General features: G+C 39.9%; 18 protein-coding genes. 11 read left to right on the top strand and 7 right to left on the bottom strand.

Annotation, left to right across the window (positions count from 1 at the left end):
- The first annotated feature begins 184 nt into the window (after positions 1-184).
- The 7 genes from IO68_RS27580 (at position 185) to IO68_RS27610 (ending at position 5277) form a co-directional block, all read left to right on the top strand.
- Positions 185-1072, top strand: coding sequence for a VacJ family lipoprotein (locus tag IO68_RS27580; protein ID WP_023013659.1), 888 nt, complete (start codon positions 185-187; stop codon positions 1070-1072).
- A 129-nt stretch (positions 1073-1201) separates the two neighbouring features.
- On the top strand, positions 1202-2173 hold the full coding sequence (gene gigA / locus IO68_RS27585) for an RsbU family protein phosphatase GigA (protein WP_023013660.1): 972 nt from the start codon (positions 1202-1204) through the stop codon (positions 2171-2173).
- Between the two features lie 102 nt (positions 2174-2275).
- Positions 2276-2800 (top strand): anti-anti-sigma factor GigB, encoded by a 525-nt coding sequence (gene gigB, locus IO68_RS27590; RefSeq protein WP_004881820.1) that lies wholly within the window; start codon positions 2276-2278, stop codon positions 2798-2800.
- 28 nt (positions 2801-2828) lie between these two features.
- A complete protein-coding gene (locus IO68_RS27595; RefSeq protein ID WP_023013661.1) occupies positions 2829-3653 on the top strand; it encodes a carbon-nitrogen hydrolase family protein in 825 nt (274 codons plus the stop codon).
- Positions 3654-3831: 178 nt separating this feature from the next.
- Positions 3832-4185, top strand: a complete 354-nt coding sequence (locus tag IO68_RS27600) for a DUF4951 domain-containing protein (protein WP_007479575.1) — start codon at positions 3832-3834, stop codon at positions 4183-4185.
- Between the two features lie 130 nt (positions 4186-4315).
- Positions 4316-4753: a MarR family winged helix-turn-helix transcriptional regulator gene (locus IO68_RS27605; RefSeq protein ID WP_023013662.1), complete on the top strand. Its 438-nt coding sequence runs from the start codon at positions 4316-4318 to the stop codon at positions 4751-4753.
- A gap of 89 nt (positions 4754-4842) precedes the next feature.
- The gene (locus tag IO68_RS27610) at positions 4843-5277 is read left to right on the top strand and encodes an organic hydroperoxide resistance protein (protein ID WP_004881811.1); all 435 of its coding nucleotides are present in this window, start codon (positions 4843-4845) and stop codon (positions 5275-5277) included.
- 54 nt (positions 5278-5331) lie between these two features.
- Here IO68_RS27610 and gspE read toward each other — a convergent pair whose 3' ends face one another.
- Positions 5332-6822 carry a type II secretion system ATPase GspE gene (gene gspE / locus IO68_RS27615; protein WP_023013663.1) on the bottom strand — a complete coding sequence of 497 codons (1491 nt, stop codon included), beginning with the start codon at positions 6820-6822 and terminating at the stop codon, positions 5332-5334.
- A gap of 94 nt (positions 6823-6916) precedes the next feature.
- Between gspE and IO68_RS27620 the strand changes: the two genes are divergently transcribed.
- Positions 6917-7738 carry a hypothetical protein gene (locus IO68_RS27620; RefSeq protein ID WP_004881808.1) on the top strand — a complete coding sequence of 274 codons (822 nt, stop codon included), beginning with the start codon at positions 6917-6919 and terminating at the stop codon, positions 7736-7738.
- 9 nt (positions 7739-7747) lie between these two features.
- Positions 7748-8665, top strand: a complete 918-nt coding sequence (locus IO68_RS27625) for a mechanosensitive ion channel family protein (protein ID WP_007479568.1) — start codon at positions 7748-7750, stop codon at positions 8663-8665.
- Here IO68_RS27625 and IO68_RS27630 read toward each other — a convergent pair whose 3' ends face one another.
- Positions 8666-11521 carry a DUF2339 domain-containing protein gene (locus IO68_RS27630; RefSeq protein ID WP_023013664.1) on the bottom strand — a complete coding sequence of 952 codons (2856 nt, stop codon included), beginning with the start codon at positions 11519-11521 and terminating at the stop codon, positions 8666-8668.
- 188 nt (positions 11522-11709) lie between these two features.
- Between IO68_RS27630 and polA the strand changes: the two genes are divergently transcribed.
- Positions 11710-14475, top strand: a complete 2766-nt coding sequence (gene polA / locus IO68_RS27635) for a DNA polymerase I (protein ID WP_023013665.1) — start codon at positions 11710-11712, stop codon at positions 14473-14475.
- A 63-nt stretch (positions 14476-14538) separates the two neighbouring features.
- Here the strand turns inward: polA and IO68_RS27640 are convergent, their stop codons facing one another.
- The 5 genes from IO68_RS27640 to ppx are packed head-to-tail and all read right to left on the bottom strand — an operon-like array spanning position 14539 to position 19674.
- Positions 14539-15108, bottom strand: coding sequence for a YggT family protein (locus IO68_RS27640; protein ID WP_004881803.1), 570 nt, complete (start codon positions 15106-15108; stop codon positions 14539-14541).
- 16 nt (positions 15109-15124) lie between these two features.
- Complete coding sequence (gene proC, locus IO68_RS27645) at positions 15125-15964, bottom strand: pyrroline-5-carboxylate reductase (RefSeq protein WP_023013666.1); 840 nt, start codon at positions 15962-15964, stop codon at positions 15125-15127.
- 3 nt (positions 15965-15967) lie between these two features.
- Complete coding sequence (gene tilS, locus IO68_RS27650) at positions 15968-17359, bottom strand: tRNA lysidine(34) synthetase TilS (protein WP_081401468.1); 1392 nt, start codon at positions 17357-17359, stop codon at positions 15968-15970.
- Positions 17296-18120: an acetyl-CoA carboxylase carboxyltransferase subunit alpha gene (locus tag IO68_RS27655; RefSeq protein WP_004881800.1), complete on the bottom strand. Its 825-nt coding sequence runs from the start codon at positions 18118-18120 to the stop codon at positions 17296-17298. Before IO68_RS27655 ends, tilS begins: the two co-directional genes overlap by 64 nt.
- A 33-nt stretch (positions 18121-18153) precedes the next feature.
- Positions 18154-19674: an exopolyphosphatase gene (gene ppx, locus IO68_RS27660; protein WP_004881799.1), complete on the bottom strand. Its 1521-nt coding sequence runs from the start codon at positions 19672-19674 to the stop codon at positions 18154-18156.
- Between the two features lie 274 nt (positions 19675-19948).
- Here ppx and trxA point away from each other — a divergent pair, with 274 nt between their 5' ends.
- Positions 19949-20275, top strand: a complete 327-nt coding sequence (trxA, locus tag IO68_RS27665; RefSeq protein WP_004881797.1) for a thioredoxin — start codon at positions 19949-19951, stop codon at positions 20273-20275.
- Positions 20276-20503: the final 228 nt, after the last annotated feature.

A 20503-nucleotide genomic window follows, 5' to 3' on the forward strand; every position in this document is an offset into this window, starting at 1 on the left:
TTTATTTTTTATTGCCGAGTGAACATTTTTAAGCCAAATTTACATTTCTTCTTATATTTTTCGAACGAATTTGTTTTAATACTATAAGAACAACTAAATTGTATTCCTCATATATATGTTTTGCGTTAAGTGACGCAATCATTTTAATGACTGTATTTCGCTCTAACAGCGATTAAGGACTTATATGCATTACTCGAATTTTATCTTGCTTGGATTGCTAACTGCTGGAGCATGTTCATCCGCATTCGCACAAGAGACATCCAATGAAACAGCAGATCAAACTAATGCTGTAAGCACTCAAGTTGTTACAGAGCAGAAGCCTTCTACTATTCAGGCGATAAAAGATTTAAAGCATCTCACTAAAAATGATTTAAAAGTGAATGCAAATGCTGCTCAACCAGATTCTGTTAAAGATCCTTTACAACCATTGAACCGTCAGTTTTATGCTTTCAATGATATGGTAGACCGTAATGTATTAAAGCCTGTTGCAATTCAGTATGTCGCAAAAATTCCTGAACAAGTTCGCAGCCCTTATCGCCAATTCCGAAAAAACCTCGGTGAACCTTGGAATGCAGTAAATCAATTAATTCAAGGTCGCCCAGCTCGTGCGGCTAAAACTTTAGGTCGTTTTACCGTAAATACATTAACGACTTTAGGTTTCGCAGATCCTGCTCGTCGATTAGGCTTACCAACTGAAGAGGAAAGCTTTGGTGTGACTTTAGGTTATTATGGTGTTCCATCTGGCCCATACGTTATGTTGCCGTTCTTTGGTCCAAGCACTTTCCGTGATGGATTTGGTTTAGCAGCTGATAGCTATGGTCGCCCGCAAAAATATTTACTGGATGATCAAGAAGGAATTTACTGGTCAACCAATGTATTACAGGCTATCGATGCACGCTCTCAAATTTTGGATATTGAAGAAAGTCTGCAAGGTGATAAATATTCAATGATTCGTGATTTTTATTTACAACGCAAAGCATTCCAAATCGCTGAGAAACGTGGTGATTCGAATGACATCTCTTTCGTTGGGGATAGCGATGATTTAGATGATGCTTCATCTGAAGAACAATGATGTATCGCAATCAATATTTACAAACTTCTGTATTGTCAGCACGTTTAACTGCTGGCAATGCTTTGATCTAAGTCATCTTTCATCTATGATGAATTTATAATGATCATACAAAGGATTGGCTATTCATCTATGTATTTCATTCAACCCACGCGTTCCATACCTTGTTTAGATCAAGCTTTAACAGAGTTACCAAGTTTGCAAATCATTCAAATTGATGACTTGGATTTATACGATCAAACAATTATTGCTATTGCTGATGTACAAGATTTTTTAAAATATCAATGGAAATTACCAACAATTGTTCTTGCATTTGAACATGAAGGTGCAGCATTGGCACAGGCCTGGGAGCAAGGTGCTTTAGCGGGTTGGGTTTGGGATAATTTGCCTAAAAATCCTGTTCACTCTTTATTTAAGATAGATGCACAATATAAGCGTAATCAAGATAGTAGGGATTTACCCTCTGCTGCTGAATTACAAAAACGTCTTTTGCCAAATCCAATTGAGCTACCAAATTATCAATTTGAATCTTTTTTCCAACCATCAGCCTATTTATCTGGTGATTGGTATGACTATTGGAAGTTAAATGATCATGAAGTGCTTTTTTATTTAGCAGATGTATCTGGTCATGGTGTCACAAGTAGTTTACTGACCTCATGGATGGCTGCTTTTCATGGCCGTTCAAAAACACCTCGTCAACTCATTCAAAAACTGAATGCAATGTTAGTTCAAGAAAATATTGAAAAACATATCACCATGGTTGCAGGTACATTAAACCTCAAAACCAATACCGTTTGTTGGTCTAGTGCAGGCCACTACCCTCCTCCAATTATTTTAGAACAGAACCAACCACCAAAAATTTTAACAACAAGTAGCTTCCCTTTAGGTTTAACTGAAGACTTAGAGGTTGAAGAACATCATTGTGTATTAAGCAGCCATCACTCTCGGTTTATTTTGTGTTCAGATGGTGCTCTAGAGCCTTTTGATGGTGGACTCAATGATCAGTTCAACCAATTGGTCGAACATCTACAAAATGATTCATTTCAAGCACCAGATCATGTAGCAGATGATATTGCAATTCTTAGCATATGCCGAATGAATTAATATAAAAATCAAAAAGTTATTTTTTTAAAAGCATCTAACCACTTGTGTCTAGAATATCACTATGGGATAATTTTATATCCTTTCTCTGAAAATGGCATTTATATGTCAACAGGTCATGTTGAATATGCAAGTTTGAACGGAACGCATATTTTCAAGCTTATTGGCGAAGTCCGTGCTCATTCTTGTATAAGTTTAGACAAACTACTCAACAAGATTGAACAACAGCAAAATGTTGTTGGCGCAATCGTTGATTTAACCCAAACGACGTTTATTGACAGCACTGTTTTAGGTGTACTTGCAAAATTAGGTTTAAAGCTTAAACAAGTTCATCATATCCAAGCAGTTATGCTATCAACGAATCCAGATATTACGACCTTGGCCAACAGCATGGGGCTAGGGCAAGTTTTTGTGATTTTAAATTACTGTGGCGACCCAAGTGTTTGTACTTTAGAGCTGACTGAGGAGCAACATGTCACCCACAGTGCAATGTTAAACACGGTTCTTGATGCACATAAAACACTTATGCGCTTAAACGAAAATAATCAAAATATGTTTGAACCTCTAGTTAAACAATTGCAGAAAGAACAAGATTGTTTAAATCACGATGTACAAAAACAAAATGCTTGATCGTTAAACTAACTATCGAGGCACCTACATGACCTTACTTGCTGTTTCCCAAATGAATTCTCAAAATGACATTGAAGCGAACTTCGTTGTCATTGAATCATTAATCCAACAAAGTAAGGTTCAAGGTGCAGAACTCATCGTATTTCCTGAAAATTTCGTCTGCTTTGCAGCAGGCAAACAACGCGATACAGCCGAACAATTTGAAAGCATCCAAGCTCGTTTAGAGCAACTTGCACATCGTTATGAAATTTGGATCGTTGCAGGTACTCTGCCCTGTCCTTTTCGCCCAAATGGTTCAGTAATTACCGATGGTCGAGTACGCACAGTTAGTCTATGTATTAGCCCAGAAAGAACAGAGGCTCGTTACGACAAAATTCACTTATTTGATGTGCAAGTCAGTGATGCTGTCGGAGGATATCAAGAGTCTAAATTCTTTGAACCTGGCGAAGACGTTATTGTTGCAAAAACACCTTTTGGTCATATTGGTTTAATGGTTTGCTATGACTTACGTTTTCCAGAACTTGCCTTAACACTACGCCAACAAGGTGCCAACATATTAACCGCACCAGCAGCCTTTACCTATACAACAGGACAGTTACATTGGCAATTGTTGCTACAAGCGCGTGCGATGGATAGCCAATGTTATGTTTTAGGCGCAGCGCAGCAAGGTTGGCACGGCGAAAAGCGTCAAACATGGGGTCATTCAGGAATTACTGATAGTCGTGGTCAGTTATTGCAAATGGTCAATCATGAAGGTACTAGGTTAATTACCAGCGCTTTTGAACTTGAAGAACAAGAAATTGTGCGTTCATCAATGCCTCTAATGCAACATCGTCGAATCATCAACTACTAAATTCTTCTAAATCATTTATAAAACTTTCACTTTTTGACTCTAGCAGTCAATTTTTATGTAGCTATAAAAACTATGATCATGATTTAATAAGCATTATTCATCATCGTAGAACAAAATAAATACGTTCTGCTTGTAAGTTGATGTACCCTTCGCCACTCACAGCAATTAAGTTTTATTCATGTTTAAATTTATTCCTATTTTATTTTTTATAGGGGCAGCCGCACAAATCCATACTGCATCAGCAAATACAGAGGTTGATGTGGTTAGTTCTTCTTTACCTACTCCACAAAATTTATCACTGAACTTTTTTGGTCAATGGATTATTGGATGGGGAACAGGTGCTGAGGGTGCAAGACAACGTTTGAGTAGCATTCAACGTGAAGATGTTGAGATCATTAAGCAAAAAGGTACAACTTTAGAAATGATCAAAGCATGGCAAGAGTATTATGAACAAGAAGCACAGAAAAGTTTGGATAATCCAACCGCACGTTATCGAGCACGTTTGATGAAAAGAATCGCTGAATTTTGGTAGTTAAAATATCTGCATAAGTACGATCAGCATTCAAACGCTTCGTTATTTTTTATTTTAATCACCTGCAAACGCTTTAGCTATTCGTAGATCAAGATATACTTAATTGAATTGAAATCATTTAGAGATGTACATGGGCGAAGAACATAATCAACTGTTACTCGATAATCAGTTATGTTTTCTAATTTATTCGACCAATCTTGCCCTGCATCATGTATATCGTCAATTGCTCGCACCACTTGGTCTGACTTATCCTCAATATCTTGTTATGCTCGTGCTTTGGGAAAAAGATCAGCTTACTGTTTCCGAAATCGGTGAAAGATTATTTCTTGAATCCTCTACCCTAACACCTCTACTGAAAAAACTAGAAGCATCTAAATTAATTACTCGCCAACGTTCTACAAAAGATGAAAGACAAGTGATTATTACCCTAACTGGTCAGGGTGAAAAACTACAACAACAAGCAATTGATATACCGAATCAAATTGCTCAAGCAGCCTCATGCACCCCTGCAACGCTATCTGAACTAAAACAGCAGCTATCAGAACTGCGTCTTAATCTGACAAAATAATATACAAATTTACAAACCAACAACTTGTTTTTTAATTTATATCGTGTACGATTTAATTGTAAACAATATTTATTCAAAGGTAAGAACAAATGTCTCTAGAACAAGTCGTTTATCGTGCGAAAGCTAAAGCAACTGGTGGTCGTGATGGCCGTGCAACATCATCAGATGGTGTACTAGATGTTAAATTAGGTGTACCTAAAGAAATGGGTGGTGCAGGTGGTGAAGTCACCAATCCAGAACAACTGTTTGCTGCGGGCTATTCTGCATGTTTCTTAGGTGCTATGAAGTTTGTTGCGAACCGCGATAAATTTAAAATTAGTAAAGATGCATACGTTGAAGGCGAAGTTGGCATTGGCCCTATTCCAAATGGTTTCGGCATCGAAGTGACTTTAAATGTCTATTTGATTGGTATGGAACAGGCCGAAGCAGAACAACTTGTCGCAGCTGCTCATATTGTTTGCCCATATTCAAATGCAACACGCAATAATATTGATGTGAATTTTAATATTGTGACAACAGCTTAATTTTTAGGATAAAAAAAGCATGGTTGACCATGCTTTTTTAAATATTGAACTGATTTATTCTTCCGCCGCTTCGTTAGTGACACGTAAAACTTCCTCTAAAGTCGTTTTACCTGCCATAACTTTTAGCAAACCATCATCACGAATGGATGCTGCCTGACGTCGAGCATGATTTTCTAACTCATACTCAGCTGCATTACCATGAATTAAACGACGCATAGATTCATCAACAGGCACAATTTCATAAATCGCTGTTCGTCCACTAAAACCAACATGAGAGCATTTTTCGCAACCATGAGGTTCTGGTAGCTCTAGATGTTCATCTACTTTCAAGTGTTGAAAAACTTGACGTTCAAAATCATCTGCCTTGCGCCATGTCACACAATGAGGACAGAGTGTTCGAACGAGACGTTGTGCAATAACACCGATTAATGAACTTGCAAGCAAGAATGGTTCAATACCCATATCTTTCAAACGCGTCACCGCACCAATTGCAGTATTGGTGTGCAGTGTAGATAAGACCAAGTGACCTGTTAGAGATGCTTGCACCGCAATTTCGGCAGTTTCAAGATCACGAATCTCACCAACCATCACCACATCTGGATCTTGACGTAACATTGCTTTTAACGCACGCGCAAAGGTCATATCAACCTTGGTATTGACTTGTGTCTGACCGATCCCTTCCAATTGATATTCAATAGGATCTTCGGCTGTCAAAATATTACGCGTATTATCATTTAGATCAGATAATGCTGCATACAAAGTCGTCGTTTTACCAGAACCCGTAGGCCCTGTAACCAAGATGATGCCATGTGGACGATGTACCAACTGCGTCAGTCGTTCATAGTCATTCTGCATTAATCCCAAATGCGTCATATTTAAACGGCCCGCTTGCTTATCCAGCAAACGCATCACCACACGTTCACCATGAGAAGATGGTAACGTTGATACACGCACATCGACTTCACGACCAGCCAAACGCAAAGAAATACGACCATCTTGAGGAACACGCTTTTCAGCGATATCCAGTTTAGCCATCACTTTGATACGAGACACAAGCAAAGGTGCAAGTTCACGGCGCGGTTGCACGATCTCTCGTAATTGACCATCGACACGTAACCGTACAGAAAGCTTCTTTTCAAAGGCTTCAATATGGATATCCGATGCACTAACACGAATCGCCTCCGACAATAACGCATTAATCAAACGGACAATCGGCGCATCATCTTCTTGATCCATTAAGTCTTCAGCTTCAGGAACTTGATCTGCCAAACTCAATAGATCAGGATGATCCTCCAAGCCTGCTGCAACCTGTTGAGATTCGCCAGTATCGCCAGCATAGCTAGAACTTAATAAGACATGGAACTCTTGATCTGTACAAAGTTGATCATGAGCAGCTTTCCCCAAAATTCGACGAGCTTCCTGCAAAGCAATACGTGCGGTGTCCTTCCGTCGCACAATAAAAACTTGATCACCTTCATAACGCAGTAAAACGCCATGTCTTTTCGCAAAACTATAAGGAATTTGTATTTGTTTAAGTATTTGCATCACAAATTATAATGATGAAAGGGATAGTTGAGTGTACTCTAAGCAGATTACAGCGTGAAGTCTGTTTAGCATACTCACAAAGGAATTTTGCATCTTGTCTCAAAATAATCAATATGAAATGCCCCATTCCGACTCTCTAAAGTGGTGGGGTGAGCAACAGTTTGAAATACAACAAGCCAAAGCTTGGCAATTCGGTTCGCTGCTATTTCGCCTCACTCGCGGCATTAAAGAATGGCGCTTGGAATATCATCGCCCTTTTACCCAACATGATTACGAGCAACATTGGCAAGTATTAAACGATACTGAATTTGCGATGCCAAAACCCGCCAGCATTGAACGATATATGTTCCAAAAAACGAATGATTCATTCCTGTTAATGCCGCGTTTGGCTGATCGTTCCGTGGTGATTAAACCCGTTGATCCGATCTATATTCCAGCTGGGCAACGAGGAACACTGTATATCAGCACACCTCTTTGGATCGCAGGTTTAGTTGATGGTATTTCAGAGCCTCTTTTTGAAGTTCCAGTGATCCAACCTAAAGACACTTGGTTTGGTAAAGATGCTCAACATGGTGAAATCTGCTATGCAACGTCTGTCGACGGTCGCACTGATTTAAATCTGTTAAAGCCACGTGCTTTTAGAGCAGTTACTCCGATTGAATTCCACAACATTAGTCAGCATCAATTACGCTTTGATCGTATGAATGTTCCCGTCCCTGCACTACCGTTATTTTATAGTGAAGAAACCGGCAGACTCTGGACTTCTCAAATCAAAGTGTATTATGAAGGGGCAGATCAACCCGCGCGCATTCGTATTGAGAATAAAACACCAACCCAAGCTGGGGCTGTGACCTATGTCCATCCACCACGCGCACCAGGTGGTAACTTATTCAATATGTTTGATTCATTCTTTTAAGAGGTTGATATGGCGCAAACCAATATTCCTAAGGATGTCGCATCTAGCTTTACTGGCATCTTTACCAATATTAATTTAGAACGACTCAGTGAAATCACTGTTGCCGTGATTCTGTGCTTTATTGGCTTTGTCATCGCACGTTTGATATCGAATGCATTTATTCGAACAATTGGTAGCCGCTTTAATGCACATCAACGCTTGTTATGGCGTAGAGGTATTTTCTATTTTATTTTCCTACTCTTCATCATGACTAGTTTGAGAGAAGCAGGATTTAAAATCAGTGTCTTCTTAGGTGCAGCGGGTATCTTAACTGTAGCTTTGGGTTTCGCCTCTCAGACTTCCGCATCCAATTTAATTAGTGGACTGTTTTTGATTGGTGAAGGTTCTTTCGAAGTTGGCGATACCATTCAAATCACATTGATTCGTGGACAAACGATAGAAGGTGAAGTGATCTCAATTGATTTACTCTCTGTGAAATTACTCACACTAGATAATGTTTATATTCGACTGCCGAACGAACAACTCATTCGAACTCCAGTCATGAATTTATCCAAATATCCAATTCGGCGTATTCCAATTACGCTTGCCATCAATTTCCATGAAGACATCATCAAAGTTAGACAAGTACTGTTAGATGTTGCGAATAGATACCCATATGTAATGGATGACCCTAAACCTGCTGTGACTGTTACAGCATTTAAAGAGTCATCGATTGAGATCCTTTTTGCGGTCTGGTGTCGTCAAGAAAACTATATTCAAGTGCGGGATGAAATGCAGGAACGCATCCGTAACGGTTTCCTTGATAATGAAATTGAGATTCCAGTACCGAAGATGGGGCTAATTGACCGACCTCAACCCTTAGCAAATGATGAAATAGATCAATATGCGAATCAGAAAGCACTGAAACGTGAAGGTAAAGAGAGCTAATCAGCTCTCTTTTTTATTTTCACTCAAGGTCGGTGGTAAAGGTGCTAAATATGCAATCACCAGCATGACGATACCCGATCCAATAAATGAAATCACTCGAGTTAAAGTTCCACTTTGCGATAAGTCTAATAATAATAGTTTCAATACAACAATTGCTAACAATGCCGCACCGACAAACCAAATTTGGCGAATATGACGACGACTGGAAAAAGTCATTAGGATGAATGCCAAAATTACCCAGAGTAACGTCAAACTCAGCTGAACATCACCATTTGACCAAATTGCACCACCCCATAATGGTGTTCCAAGATAATGATGCATTGCACGCACAACAACACTGCTCAGTACAAATAAACCTGTCAAAATCGTCGCTACTTTAAAACCCCACTCAATTGACGATTCGACATTGAAGTCATGATGGTAAATTACCCAGAGTACACCGATGAACATCAACAAGCTCAATAAGTCTGTTGGGTTCAGCACTGGCAAGAAATAGAATTGTGTTGCTGAATATGGGTCAATATTCACAATCACCAGCCAAAATAAAGTAAGACACCAAATCGGGAGCTGCTGAAGTTGTTGGATTCTATTGGAATAAAATAACCACAGTCCGTACACAGCAGGGACTATCGCCAAGGCAACAATAGGAATGATTGGGAAAATCGCTAAACCAATGATTGCTAAACTTAGCCATAGCAGAGTCGCACCGATCATGAGTAATGTTTTTGATGACGTCGATTGCAAACTGATCAATGTTCCTGCAAGAACAATCGCCGTTACGGCAAACGTTATTTGCGTTAAAGCACTCGGCCAATGCCAAATTACATAAACATTTGCAGCAAAGCTCTCTTCGTACAATAAAAATAACAATCCACTCAACAAAATCAATTGTACGTTATGCCATTGCATCCTAGATTTGAATTGAACAACCAAACTAAATAAAGCCAAACAGATAGTTGAGATCATCAAATAAGGGCTTAAGCCATAATGTTGCCAATGTAGATACTCAACACCTGCAACTGCACCTGCATACATCCCTAAAGCGAGGAAAACACCACTCAACATCCGTGCACTAAAATATTTTTCAACTTCTTGATAATGCAATAAATAGAAAGCCGAAATAAATTGAGCCGAAGCATAAATAACTGTACTTAAAATCGGGAAATGATCATTTGACCAAGCTTGGAATAACAATGCGACTGAGCTGAGTAACACCAAAGCTACACCAAGATAACGACTTAAACGATAACGTTCAGTCACTCCCCAAACAATCAGTGCTGTGCCCTGAATCACCCAACCCACAGATGTCCAATGCGCTCCTTTCGCAAGTGGGAAAATCAGTGCAGTAAACACCATAGCAAGAATAAAAAAGCTTTTTGCCAAGATCGAAAGTTGTGGATGCTGACGTTTAATCCAAACATGCAGCAAAGTATAAGTTAAACTTAGAACAGCAGCTCCAATCGTAAGTGCCTGTGTTGAGTTATGCATCAGATAGGCGTGTAGTGAAAAACCCAATACAGGTACACTAAAAATCAGTCCAACGTCTAAAATAGGCTGCAAACGTTGGGCTTTGGGTTCTACCTCTTTAATTTGATTTTGAGCACGTAGCATTAATTGGCTATATCGAATACTCAACCAAATAAATAATCCGATATGCAACCATAAAATCCAGTCTAAGGTATCGAATTGATGCGTCTCTGCATAAATCCCAATCGTTGTGCCTCCAATAAACATCGTGGCAAAAAATGCAATTTGGTGCAGGATTTTCCAAGGTTGAATAAAGTTAACCGCAGCCACGGCTAAGTTAATCAAAAAGTAATAGCCAAATAAGAAAATCACATCAGGATGATTCTGTGGAATAAGCAATGGTGCAAGATAAGCCATTGTTAATGCCAACATGGCCAAATATAACGCTTGCTGCTTTAAACTTAGGTAAACAGTTACTAATAATAAAATGACAAATAAAGTACTGGCTGTGCCTAGACTGGAAATTACAGCGAAATGATGTGAAAAAATAAGTGTCAGAAACACAACGGCTAAACCAAGCCCCTGCAATGCAACTGCAAATAATTGATTCTTTTTTTGCAACCAATAACCAGCAATAGTTGTCACAATCCCTGCACTGGCAATAAATCCCAACTTCACGCCTAAACTAAGTTGCCAATGCTCACTGGCAAAACGTAATAATAAAACGATTCCCACCATCAACACGGCAACAGCGACTCTTAAAATAGGATTACCATGAATCATCCAATCGATCGCAGGTTGCCACCAAGCAGGTTGTTTTCGCTTCGTTTCGGGATATTCAGAAATTAGATTTTCATTACATTGTTTTTGTGAAGTCGCTTGATCAGTTTGCATCCAAGTCGGATGATGATCATTTGCAAGCTCATTTGAGGTATAGATTGTTGCTAATTCAAGATTTTGATCATCAATAGAAGCCTGAGGCGTTGGCATCTTAGCTTCAGCAGAATGTGTCGCGTATTGTTCTAAATGCAATAAACGTGTCTGAAATGAACTAATGGTTTGAATCAAGCACAACATCAGAACTAATAAGGCCCCACCCGCTAACCACATCCATGTATTGGCATAAGCAAATAAAGTAACTAATGCAGATGCATAGATCACCAACTTTTGCGAAGTAATACTCGTTGATTGGGCAAAATAGCTCGGTGCAGTGCGTTCAAGCTGCTGCAAACGCTGATGAATTTCCGAAAGTATGTGCACAATTGCAACGGTTAGTCCAATTGCTGAAGCAACGACAATACCTTGCCATCTAAAGGCAATTGCGCAACCCAACAACACAGTCAAAGCAACTAAGACAATGACAATTCCCTGTTTATCTTTTTTATACATGGACTTATATCAGTTCAGATAACTTCATTGCAGCTATATTACTTGATCAGTCCATAAGCAACCCACTTTACATACAAAATTCTGCAATTTTTAGACGACATGACAAGTCGTATTGATCCACCTCGAAATAAGACAGGCATGACTTTTTCACGTAAAATACGCATCAGTTCATAATAAGGATTTGCACAATGCCACCTTTTGTCTTGGTTGACGGGTCATATTTTTTATTTCGTGCTTTTCACGCTCTGCCGCCATTAACAACATCTACTGGCTTACACACCAACGCAATTCGTGGTGCAATTTCTGCAATCCAAAAATTGATGCGCCGTACTCAACCGACGCACATGGCAGTTATTTTCGATACACCTGAACCAACCTTTCGTCATAAATTATCGCCGATTTATAAAGGCGACCGCCCAAGCATGCCTGAGGAGTTATCTCAGCAAATTCCATATTTACATGCATTAATTAAAGCTCTAGGCATTCCTTTATACAGTCTGCCGGGTGCTGAAGCCGATGATATTATTGGAACACTTACCAAACGCGCACTCTCTGAAGGTCATCATGTGCTCATCTCAACAGGTGACAAAGATATGGCACAGTTGGTCAATGAGCATGTCAAACTTGAGGATAGTTTTAAAGAACGTGTACTCGATGAAGCGGGTGTTTTAGAAAAATTTGGTGTACATCCACATCAAATTATCGATTATCTCACCCTCATGGGTGACGCATCTGATGGCATCATGGGTGTCCCGGGTGTTGGTGCAAAAACAGCAGCAAAACTCCTGACTGAATATGGCTCATTAAACAATATCATCGCCAATGTTGATCAGCTCAAAGGCAAAATTAGCCAAAATATTAAAGATAACTTAGACAACATCAAAATTGATCATCAGTTGGCCAGCATTGTCTGCGATCTTGATTTAGCTTTAGATTGGCATGATCTTAAACTTTCAAATCCAAACGTCGATCAACTCCGTGATCTTTACACTGAACTAGAATTCCGTAATCAATTACAGTCTTTGGATCATCCGAATAATCCAAACAGTTCTGCATATCAACAAACTTCAAAAAGTATCGTCAAAGCAGAACAAAAAACTGAGCAAGTTGCCACCGAAGATCATGCCAATCTTTCTAGCCAAGATGATCAACTCGGTACAGCCACTTATCATACGGTACTCACTCAGCAAGATTGGGATGCATTGTTTCAACGCATGCAACAAGCTGATCACTTTGCAATTGATACAGAAACCACCAATCTTGATTATCGCTTTGCGGAATTGGTTGGTTTTTCTATCGCCTTTGATGCGAATGATGCCTATTACGTGCCTGTGGCACATGACTATGAAGGCTCACCTGAACAGCTTAATCGTGAGCAAGTTCTCGCTCAAATTAAACCCATTCTTGAAAATGACAACGTCAGAAAAATTGGTCATCATTTAAAATATGATGCACATATCTTTGCTAACCATGGCATTCATATTCAAGGTTGGTATTTCGATACCATGCTCGCTTCATATGTGTTCAATGCGGCTGCAACTCGACATGGTATGGATGATGTGGCACGAGTTTATCTCAGTCATCTCACGACAACTTTTGAGCAAATCGCTGGTAAAGGTGCAAAGCAAAAAACCTTTAATCAGATTGAACTCGAAATTGCGGCACATTACGCAGCTGAAGACGCCCATGTAACCTATCGTTTATACGAAGTGCTTTCAGCAAAACTTAAAAGCCATCCTGAATTGGTTAATATCCTCCACAACATCGAAATGCCTGTGGCTCGCGTTTTGACAGGAATGGAAGAAGATGGGATTAAATTAGATCATCAATTTCTTGATCAACTCAGTGTCGAGTTTTCTGAAACGATGCAAACACTTGAGAATCAAGCGACTGAACTTGCAGGTGAAGCCTTTAATATCGCTTCGCCTAAACAAGTAGGCGAAGTTTTGTTTGATCGTCTCGGTCTCAAAGGTGGCAAAAAAACTGCCACTGGTCAATACAGCACCAGCGAAAGTATCTTAGAGAAAATAGAGCACCCACTAGCGGAAGTTATTTTAGAACACCGCGGATTGGCTAAGCTGAAAAATACCTATACAGATCGTTTGGTCGAGCAATCACATGATTCAACACATCGTGTGCATACTAGCTACCATCAAGCACTCACAGCGACAGGCCGTTTGTCTTCCACTGATCCAAACCTGCAAAATATTCCAATCCGCACACCCATTGGCCGTCAGATTCGTAGAGCCTTTATTGCACCTGAAGGACGTGTGTTATTGGCGGCCGATTACTCACAAATCGAATTGCGTTTAATGGCACATTTTTCTCAAGATGATGCTTTAGTCCATGCATTCCAACAAGGTCAAGATGTGCATCGCCGCACAGCATCTGAAGTATTGGGAATCGCCATTGAAGATGTAACGAATGATCAACGTCGTCAAGCCAAAGCCGTCAACTTTGGTCTGCTCTATGGCATGTCTGAGTTTGGCTTAACTCGCCAACTTGGTTTTACCCGTGAAGAATCACGTAGCTATATTGCGCGTTACTTCCAACGTTATCCAGGTGTTTTGGACTATATGGAACGTACACGTCAGATCGCACGAGAACAAGGCTTTGTGGAAACAATTCTAGGTCGTCGCCTGTATACACCTGACATTCTGGCAAGCAATAAAATGATTAAACAAGCGGCTGAACGTGCAGCAATCAATGCACCACTCCAAGGCAGTGCGGCAGATATTATTAAGCTTGCGATGATTGCAGTCGATAAAATGCTACCGAAAGATCAAGCCAAGCTGTTATTACAAGTACATGATGAATTGGTCTTTGAAGCAGACGCAGACATTGCTGACGAGTTGTCCAAGCAAATTGCAGATGTAATGCAGTCTGTATTAGAAATATCAGTGCCCTTTGTCGTTGAAGTGGGCCAAGGTCAAAACTGGGATGCAGCCCACTAAGCCTATATACGATATAAAAAAGGGATTGTGTGCAACACAATCCCTTTTTTATTTTCAAACCAATTAAAGACCTGTTAATAATACCTTAGCGGCTTCATTCATTAAAATTTCAGCAACATATAATGCCAAGAATGCCAAAATTGGAGACAAATCGATCATGCCCATGTTTGGGAGTAAACGACGGAAAGGCGCAAGTAATGGTTCTGCAAGCTCTTGAATCACTTCAATATAAGGAGAGCGAGTTTGTGTAAACATCACCACCCAACTTAAAATAATGGTTGCAAAAATCAAATAACGACAGAAACGAATCAAATCTTGAATCATGGTCACAAAGGTTGTGATCACCAGATAAACTGCACTATGTGGCATTTGCCCTGACAAATACATCAAACCAAATATTTTCAGTAAGTAAAGAACAACCAACAGTGCTACAGCAGCCAAATTGACACGGCCCTTGCCTACTGTTGGAAAAATACGACTAAAAACATCTACAACCTTGGTGGCTTTCACTGTCGAAAGCACCACAGGGTTATAAGGACTTACTGCCGCCAATTGCATTAAAAAACGGAAAAAGACCAATAAAATTGCAACATTGATCAAAACACCAAAAATTAGCGCAGAACTTGCACCCATAATTGTCTTATCCTACTTAAACCGATTTAGTCTTGTCGCTCAACTCTTGTGCAAGCTCTTGGCTACGCTTTTGAGCTGCTGCAAGCGCTGCTTGAATGTTCTGTGAAATCTGAGCACGATCAAACACTTCTAAAGCCGCTTGAGTTGTACCATTTGGAGACGTCACATTTTTACGTAATTCCGCTGGAGAGTTTGAGCTCGTGATTGCCATTTGCGCTGCACCTAATGCAGTTTGTAAGGTCAAAGCTGTTGCTACTTTCTCATCCAAGCCTAAATTCTTACCTGCACGAATCATACTTTCCATTAAATAGAAGAAATATGCAGGTCCAGAACCAGATACAGCTGTCACTGCATCAATTTGTGCCTCAGTATCTACCCAAATCGTTAAACCTGTCGCAGCAAGAATCTGACTGGTTAATTCACGATCCTGAGCATTTACGGCTTCAGATGCATAAATACCATGTGCACCCGTTTGAACAAGTGCAGGAGTATTTGGCATCACACGCACAATACGTTGACTACCACCGATCAGGTCTGAAATTGTTTGAATTTCAGCACCAGCAATAATCGAAATGACGAGTTTATCTGATAACAAATCTTTTAATGGTTGTAATACCGTTGCTAAAACTTGTGGCTTTACTGCCAATACAACGACATCTGCATTTTGAATTGCTTCAAGATTATCTGTTGTAGTTTGGATGCCTTTTTCTTCCAAAATCTGGCGAATTTGCTCAACAGGATCAGAAACCGTGATACGGGTTGTTGGCAATCCACGCGAAAGCAATCCCCCAATCAAGGCTTGCGCCATATTACCGCCGCCAATAAAACAGATATTTTGATTCAATGATGTCGCCATGTTCTACTCGTCATGTAAAAAAGACTGAAAAGAAAAATTATTACAGTCAGTAATTAAACTTGGTTGCCAACCGCCCTGCTCTAGATAGTCAGATTGCGCCAACCAAAAACCTTTTGGGCTAAAGACCCCAAGCATAACATTATCCAAGACTAATATTTGAATTGTATGACGTAACCAAGGCAAAATCTGTGCTTCTTGAATTGCTTTTTTCAGTGGCCAATGTCCAACTCGCCCATAGAGATGAATTTTCTCACCACCTTGACGCTTAATCAGCTTTAAATTTTGTCCTAATAATTTTGTTGAAAGCCCAATTTCTTGCGTATCAATTTTATATCTTCCTGAAGCCACCTGAATAAAATTTCCGATTTGATAATACTGCTCTATGCAATTGGGGAACGGAGAAACTTTTTCTGCATACAACTCATCATAGCGAAGTCGATACAATTTCTTTTGATAACGCACATAATAATGCTGATTGATATGCAAAGTTGCTTGAGCATCTGGCTTTGCAAAAATCACTTCCTGCTGTAGGCGTTGCACCATGTCAAAGCTAGGTCGATATTGGTCTGCTCCTTTGATCCATGCTGAGAGTAATTGACGTTGTCGTGCTTCAGATCGCTGCAAAAGCGCATCCAAATCTAAGACATTTTCAGTCACACATTGCTGTATATCGTTTTGTAAAACATCATTTAAGATTTCAACAGCGTCTTGCATTAAATAGCTGCTACGCGATATTGCATCCTGCATTTTGGGAAAACGTTGTTGTAAAACAGGCCAAAGCATTTCTCGACACCATGCACGATCATAATGCGTATTATGATTGGTTGGATCAGTCACATAATCAAGACTGAGTTGCTGTGTCCATTGTTCAATACGTTCGCGACTTAACTCGAGAAAGGGTCGCCAAATGGTCATCTCACGACGAATATCTATCCGTTGCATTGCAGACAAACCATTTACACCAGCACCCGAGAGCAAGCGCAATAATACTGTCTCAGCCTGATCTTGCTGATGATGGGCCAATACGAGAATTTCATTGGGTTGTAAGTGCTGCTGATAAGCTTGATAACGTGCTTGGCGTGCTTGTTGTTCTAGATTCCCAGTTTGAACCGAAACTTTTTGAATAATGCAGGGAATATTGAGTTGATCTGAATGCTGTTGAACTAATGCCCCCCAAGCTCGGCTCGCCTGTTGCAATTGATGATCAACATAGATGGCACGAGTACGTGTTGGGAAAAGTTCAGCCATCAGATACAGCAACAGCATGGAATCCATGCCGCCGCTACACCCAATCAAAAATTGAGTTTGTTCTGAGAAATGCTGTATCTCTGTTAAGACGCGATGCCTAAATTGCTGCTTCCAAACTTCATTAAACGTTGATAACGTGCTTCGCATCGTTCTTGAGCACCCATTGGTTGCAATTCATCTAAGGCTTGCTTTAATACAGCTTTTAAATCATGCATGACTTGCTCAGGGTTTAAATGCGCCCCCTCACCTTCATCCACAACATATTCAACAACACCTAAAGTTTTTAACTTATCTGCTGTTAACGCAAGTGCTTCACTCGCTTGAGCCGCTTTATCTGCTGTTTTCCATAAAATAGACGCACAGCCTTCTGGAGAAATAACAGAATAAATACTATGTGACAACATGATCACGCGATCCGCCACTCCAATCCCAAGTGCACCACCCGAACCACCCTCACCTAAAACCGTTGCAATTACGGGTACTTTTAAGTTTGATAGTTGTGCCAAACTAGTGGCAATTGCTTCGGCTTGACCACGTTCTTCCGCACCAACACCTGGATATGCACCCATGGTATCAACGAAAGTAAACACAGGTAAGTTAAAACGTTCAGCCATATCGAGTAAACGCTGTGACTTACGATAGCCTTCTGGGTTACACATACCGAAGTTATGCTGCAACTTTTCACGGGTACTACGCCCACGATGCTGACCCACGACCATCACAGGTTGGCCATCAAAACGTGCCAGACCACCAATCATCGCACCGTCATCACCATATAAACGGTCACCATGAAGTGCATCAAATTCAGTAAAGATTTCACTGACATAATCTAGAAATTGCGGACGTTCAGGATGTCGTGCAATTTGAACCGTAGCCCAAGCCTTGGACTGAGTCGCTTTATTTTTCATAAGTCGTAGATAATCCCTAACAAGGATGTATTGTTAATCAACAAAATTGTCTGACTGAATATTTAACTCAATGTCCCAATGCTTAAACTGCACCTGCTCATCATGCAGATCAGCAACCAATAAAGGCCATTGTTTAGCATCGCCAGAAACGCTTAGTTGCCATTGTTGATCATTTACAACACTCAGTTCAATGGCAGGAAGCATCTGATCACTACGACTATGGTTCAGCAAAACTGCGAGACGGAGCAATAAACAAAGATAAAGTAAATGGCTACCCCCCACCTTCATCACGTCATTTTTTGCATCTGCTCGTAACTTACGACGATGATGCGAAACCAGATGTGAGAGATGATTTTGGTCAATTTGCGAGAAACCTGGAATGTCAGAATGTTGTAGCAAATAAGCTCCATGACGGTGATAACCACCATGACTAATTGCCAAACCGATTTCATGTAAATATGCAGCTCGACGCAGTAAGTCACTGTCTTCAGTGGTTAAATGCAAAGATTGCGCAACACCATCGAAAAGTTGCTGTGCTGTATTTACCACTCGTTCTGCTTGTTTTGGGTCTGCGTTATATCGCCCCATTAATGCTTGCACACTACGATCACGAATATCTTCATGCTTGAAACGGCCTAACAAGTCATACATCACACCTTCACGTAATGCACCGTCAGAATATGCCAACTTATCGATATCTAATACTTCATAAATGGCATATAAAATCGCAAGACCAGCTGGCAAAACTGCTCGACGATCTTCACGTAGTCCTTCAAAATCAATTTCTGAAACATTCTTAAATTTCAGCAAACGATCTTTTAACTTATATAAGCCTTCACGCGTTAAATTTTCTTGTTCGTCACTTAGACCTAAATTTACTGAGATTTGACGACAAGCTTTAATTGTTCCACTTGAGCCAACAACAGTATCCCAACCTTCTGATTTGTAAGTATTCGCAATTGCAGAGAGTTCTTTACGGGCAGCAACCACTGCTTTATCAAATGCTTTACTGGTGATTTCGCCATCAGCAAAATAAGCTTTGCTATATGCTACACAACCCATTTGTAATGATTCAGTATGTAGTGGCTCAAACTCTTCACCGATAATAAATTCCGTTGAACCACCACCAATATCAACTACTAAACGTCGACCACCATTGGCCATGGTATGTGAAACGCCCAGATAAATGAGGCGAGCCTCTTCACGACCAGCAATAATTTCAATCGGTTTGGGTAAAATTTCTGCTGCTTTTTGAATAAATTCGTGGCCGTTTTTCGCTTGTCTTAATGCATTTGTGGCAACAATCCGCAGACGATTTGGTTGCACTGAACTTAATCGCCCAACAAAGCGAGCTAAACATGCAAGCCCACGTTGCTGGGCAGCCTCTGTTAAATTCTTATTTTCATCTAGTCCAGCAGCTAACTGTACTTTTTCTGACATTGAAGCAACTTTCTTAACTTCACCGTGATCAACACGAGCAATTGCGAGATGGAAACTATTCGATCCCATATCAATCGCAGCAAGCAATTCTTCATCAATCAGAAAATCAGACATTATTTATATAAACCCATGTTCAATTCACGCATTAGAGTAATTCACATGCTTACAATTTTAAAGTCATTTTAAGCAATAAAAGTACCGTATTTAATTTTTTTATTGCTGAAATGATTGTTTATGTCGATGCTCAACATCGTCAGCATCCATTGGACTTTTATCTACTAAACTTGAATAATCAGAACAAACCCTTACATTGAGTAAAGTAGCGATGTAATATTCATCTTGATGATGATTGAATTCGCACTTTATTTCTTATTTTTGGAGCAACCTCATGTCTGCGACTATTGTTAATACAACTGATGAAAACTTCCAAGCAGATGTTTTAGATGCTGAAACTCCTGTACTTGTTGACTTTTGGGCAGGCTGGTGTGCGCCATGTAAAGCAATCGCACCTGTACTTGAAGACTTATCTAACGAATATGCAGGTAAAGTAAAAATCGTAAAAGTCGACGTGACTGCATGTGAAGATACAGCTGTGAAATACAATATCCGTAATATTCCAGCACTATTAATGTTCAAAGGCGGTGAAGTTGTCGCTCAGCAAGTTGGTGCTGCGCCACGTTCAAAACTTGCTGCATTTATTGATCAAAATATCTAATTTAATTTAGGTTATCGACCCCTCAGAAATACGCTATTCAATTGATGGCGTATTTCTGAGTTTACATTGACAAATTTCTTTATTTAACCTATATTACTGGATCAAGAAGCTTTGAATGGAATCTACTTCATTGCACTTCTTACAAGACACAAAACATAAGATCGCCGCTCGGCAATAACAATTGTTTTCACATTTCTCTCTGAAACAATGAACCAGACTACTGAATTG

Source organism: Acinetobacter sp. COS3, from assembly GCF_000475335.1.
GTDB classification, from domain to species: domain Bacteria; phylum Pseudomonadota; class Gammaproteobacteria; order Pseudomonadales; family Moraxellaceae; genus Acinetobacter; species Acinetobacter venetianus.

Coding starts and splice junctions, on each gene's coding strand:
- IO68_RS27580 (WP_023013659.1), top strand. CDS start 185: ATGCATTACTCGAATTTTATCTTGCTTGGATTGCTAACTGCTGGAGCA.
- gigA (WP_023013660.1), top strand. CDS start 1,202: ATGTATTTCATTCAACCCACGCGTTCCATACCTTGTTTAGATCAAGCT.
- gigB (WP_004881820.1), top strand. CDS start 2,276: ATGTCAACAGGTCATGTTGAATATGCAAGTTTGAACGGAACGCATATT.
- IO68_RS27595 (WP_023013661.1), top strand. CDS start 2,829: ATGACCTTACTTGCTGTTTCCCAAATGAATTCTCAAAATGACATTGAA.
- IO68_RS27600 (WP_007479575.1), top strand. CDS start 3,832: ATGTTTAAATTTATTCCTATTTTATTTTTTATAGGGGCAGCCGCACAA.
- IO68_RS27605 (WP_023013662.1), top strand. CDS start 4,316: ATGGGCGAAGAACATAATCAACTGTTACTCGATAATCAGTTATGTTTT.
- IO68_RS27610 (WP_004881811.1), top strand. CDS start 4,843: ATGTCTCTAGAACAAGTCGTTTATCGTGCGAAAGCTAAAGCAACTGGT.
- gspE (WP_023013663.1), bottom strand. CDS start 6,822: ATGCAAATACTTAAACAAATACAAATTCCTTATAGTTTTGCGAAAAGA.
- IO68_RS27625 (WP_007479568.1), top strand. CDS start 7,748: ATGGCGCAAACCAATATTCCTAAGGATGTCGCATCTAGCTTTACTGGC.
- IO68_RS27630 (WP_023013664.1), bottom strand. CDS start 11,521: ATGTATAAAAAAGATAAACAGGGAATTGTCATTGTCTTAGTTGCTTTG.
- polA (WP_023013665.1), top strand. CDS start 11,710: ATGCCACCTTTTGTCTTGGTTGACGGGTCATATTTTTTATTTCGTGCT.
- IO68_RS27640 (WP_004881803.1), bottom strand. CDS start 15,108: ATGGGTGCAAGTTCTGCGCTAATTTTTGGTGTTTTGATCAATGTTGCA.
- proC (WP_023013666.1), bottom strand. CDS start 15,964: ATGGCGACATCATTGAATCAAAATATCTGTTTTATTGGCGGCGGTAAT.
- tilS (WP_081401468.1), bottom strand. CDS start 17,359: ATGCGAAGCACGTTATCAACGTTTAATGAAGTTTGGAAGCAGCAATTT.
- IO68_RS27655 (WP_004881800.1), bottom strand. CDS start 18,120: ATGAAAAATAAAGCGACTCAGTCCAAGGCTTGGGCTACGGTTCAAATT.
- ppx (WP_004881799.1), bottom strand. CDS start 19,674: ATGTCTGATTTTCTGATTGATGAAGAATTGCTTGCTGCGATTGATATG.
- trxA (WP_004881797.1), top strand. CDS start 19,949: ATGTCTGCGACTATTGTTAATACAACTGATGAAAACTTCCAAGCAGAT.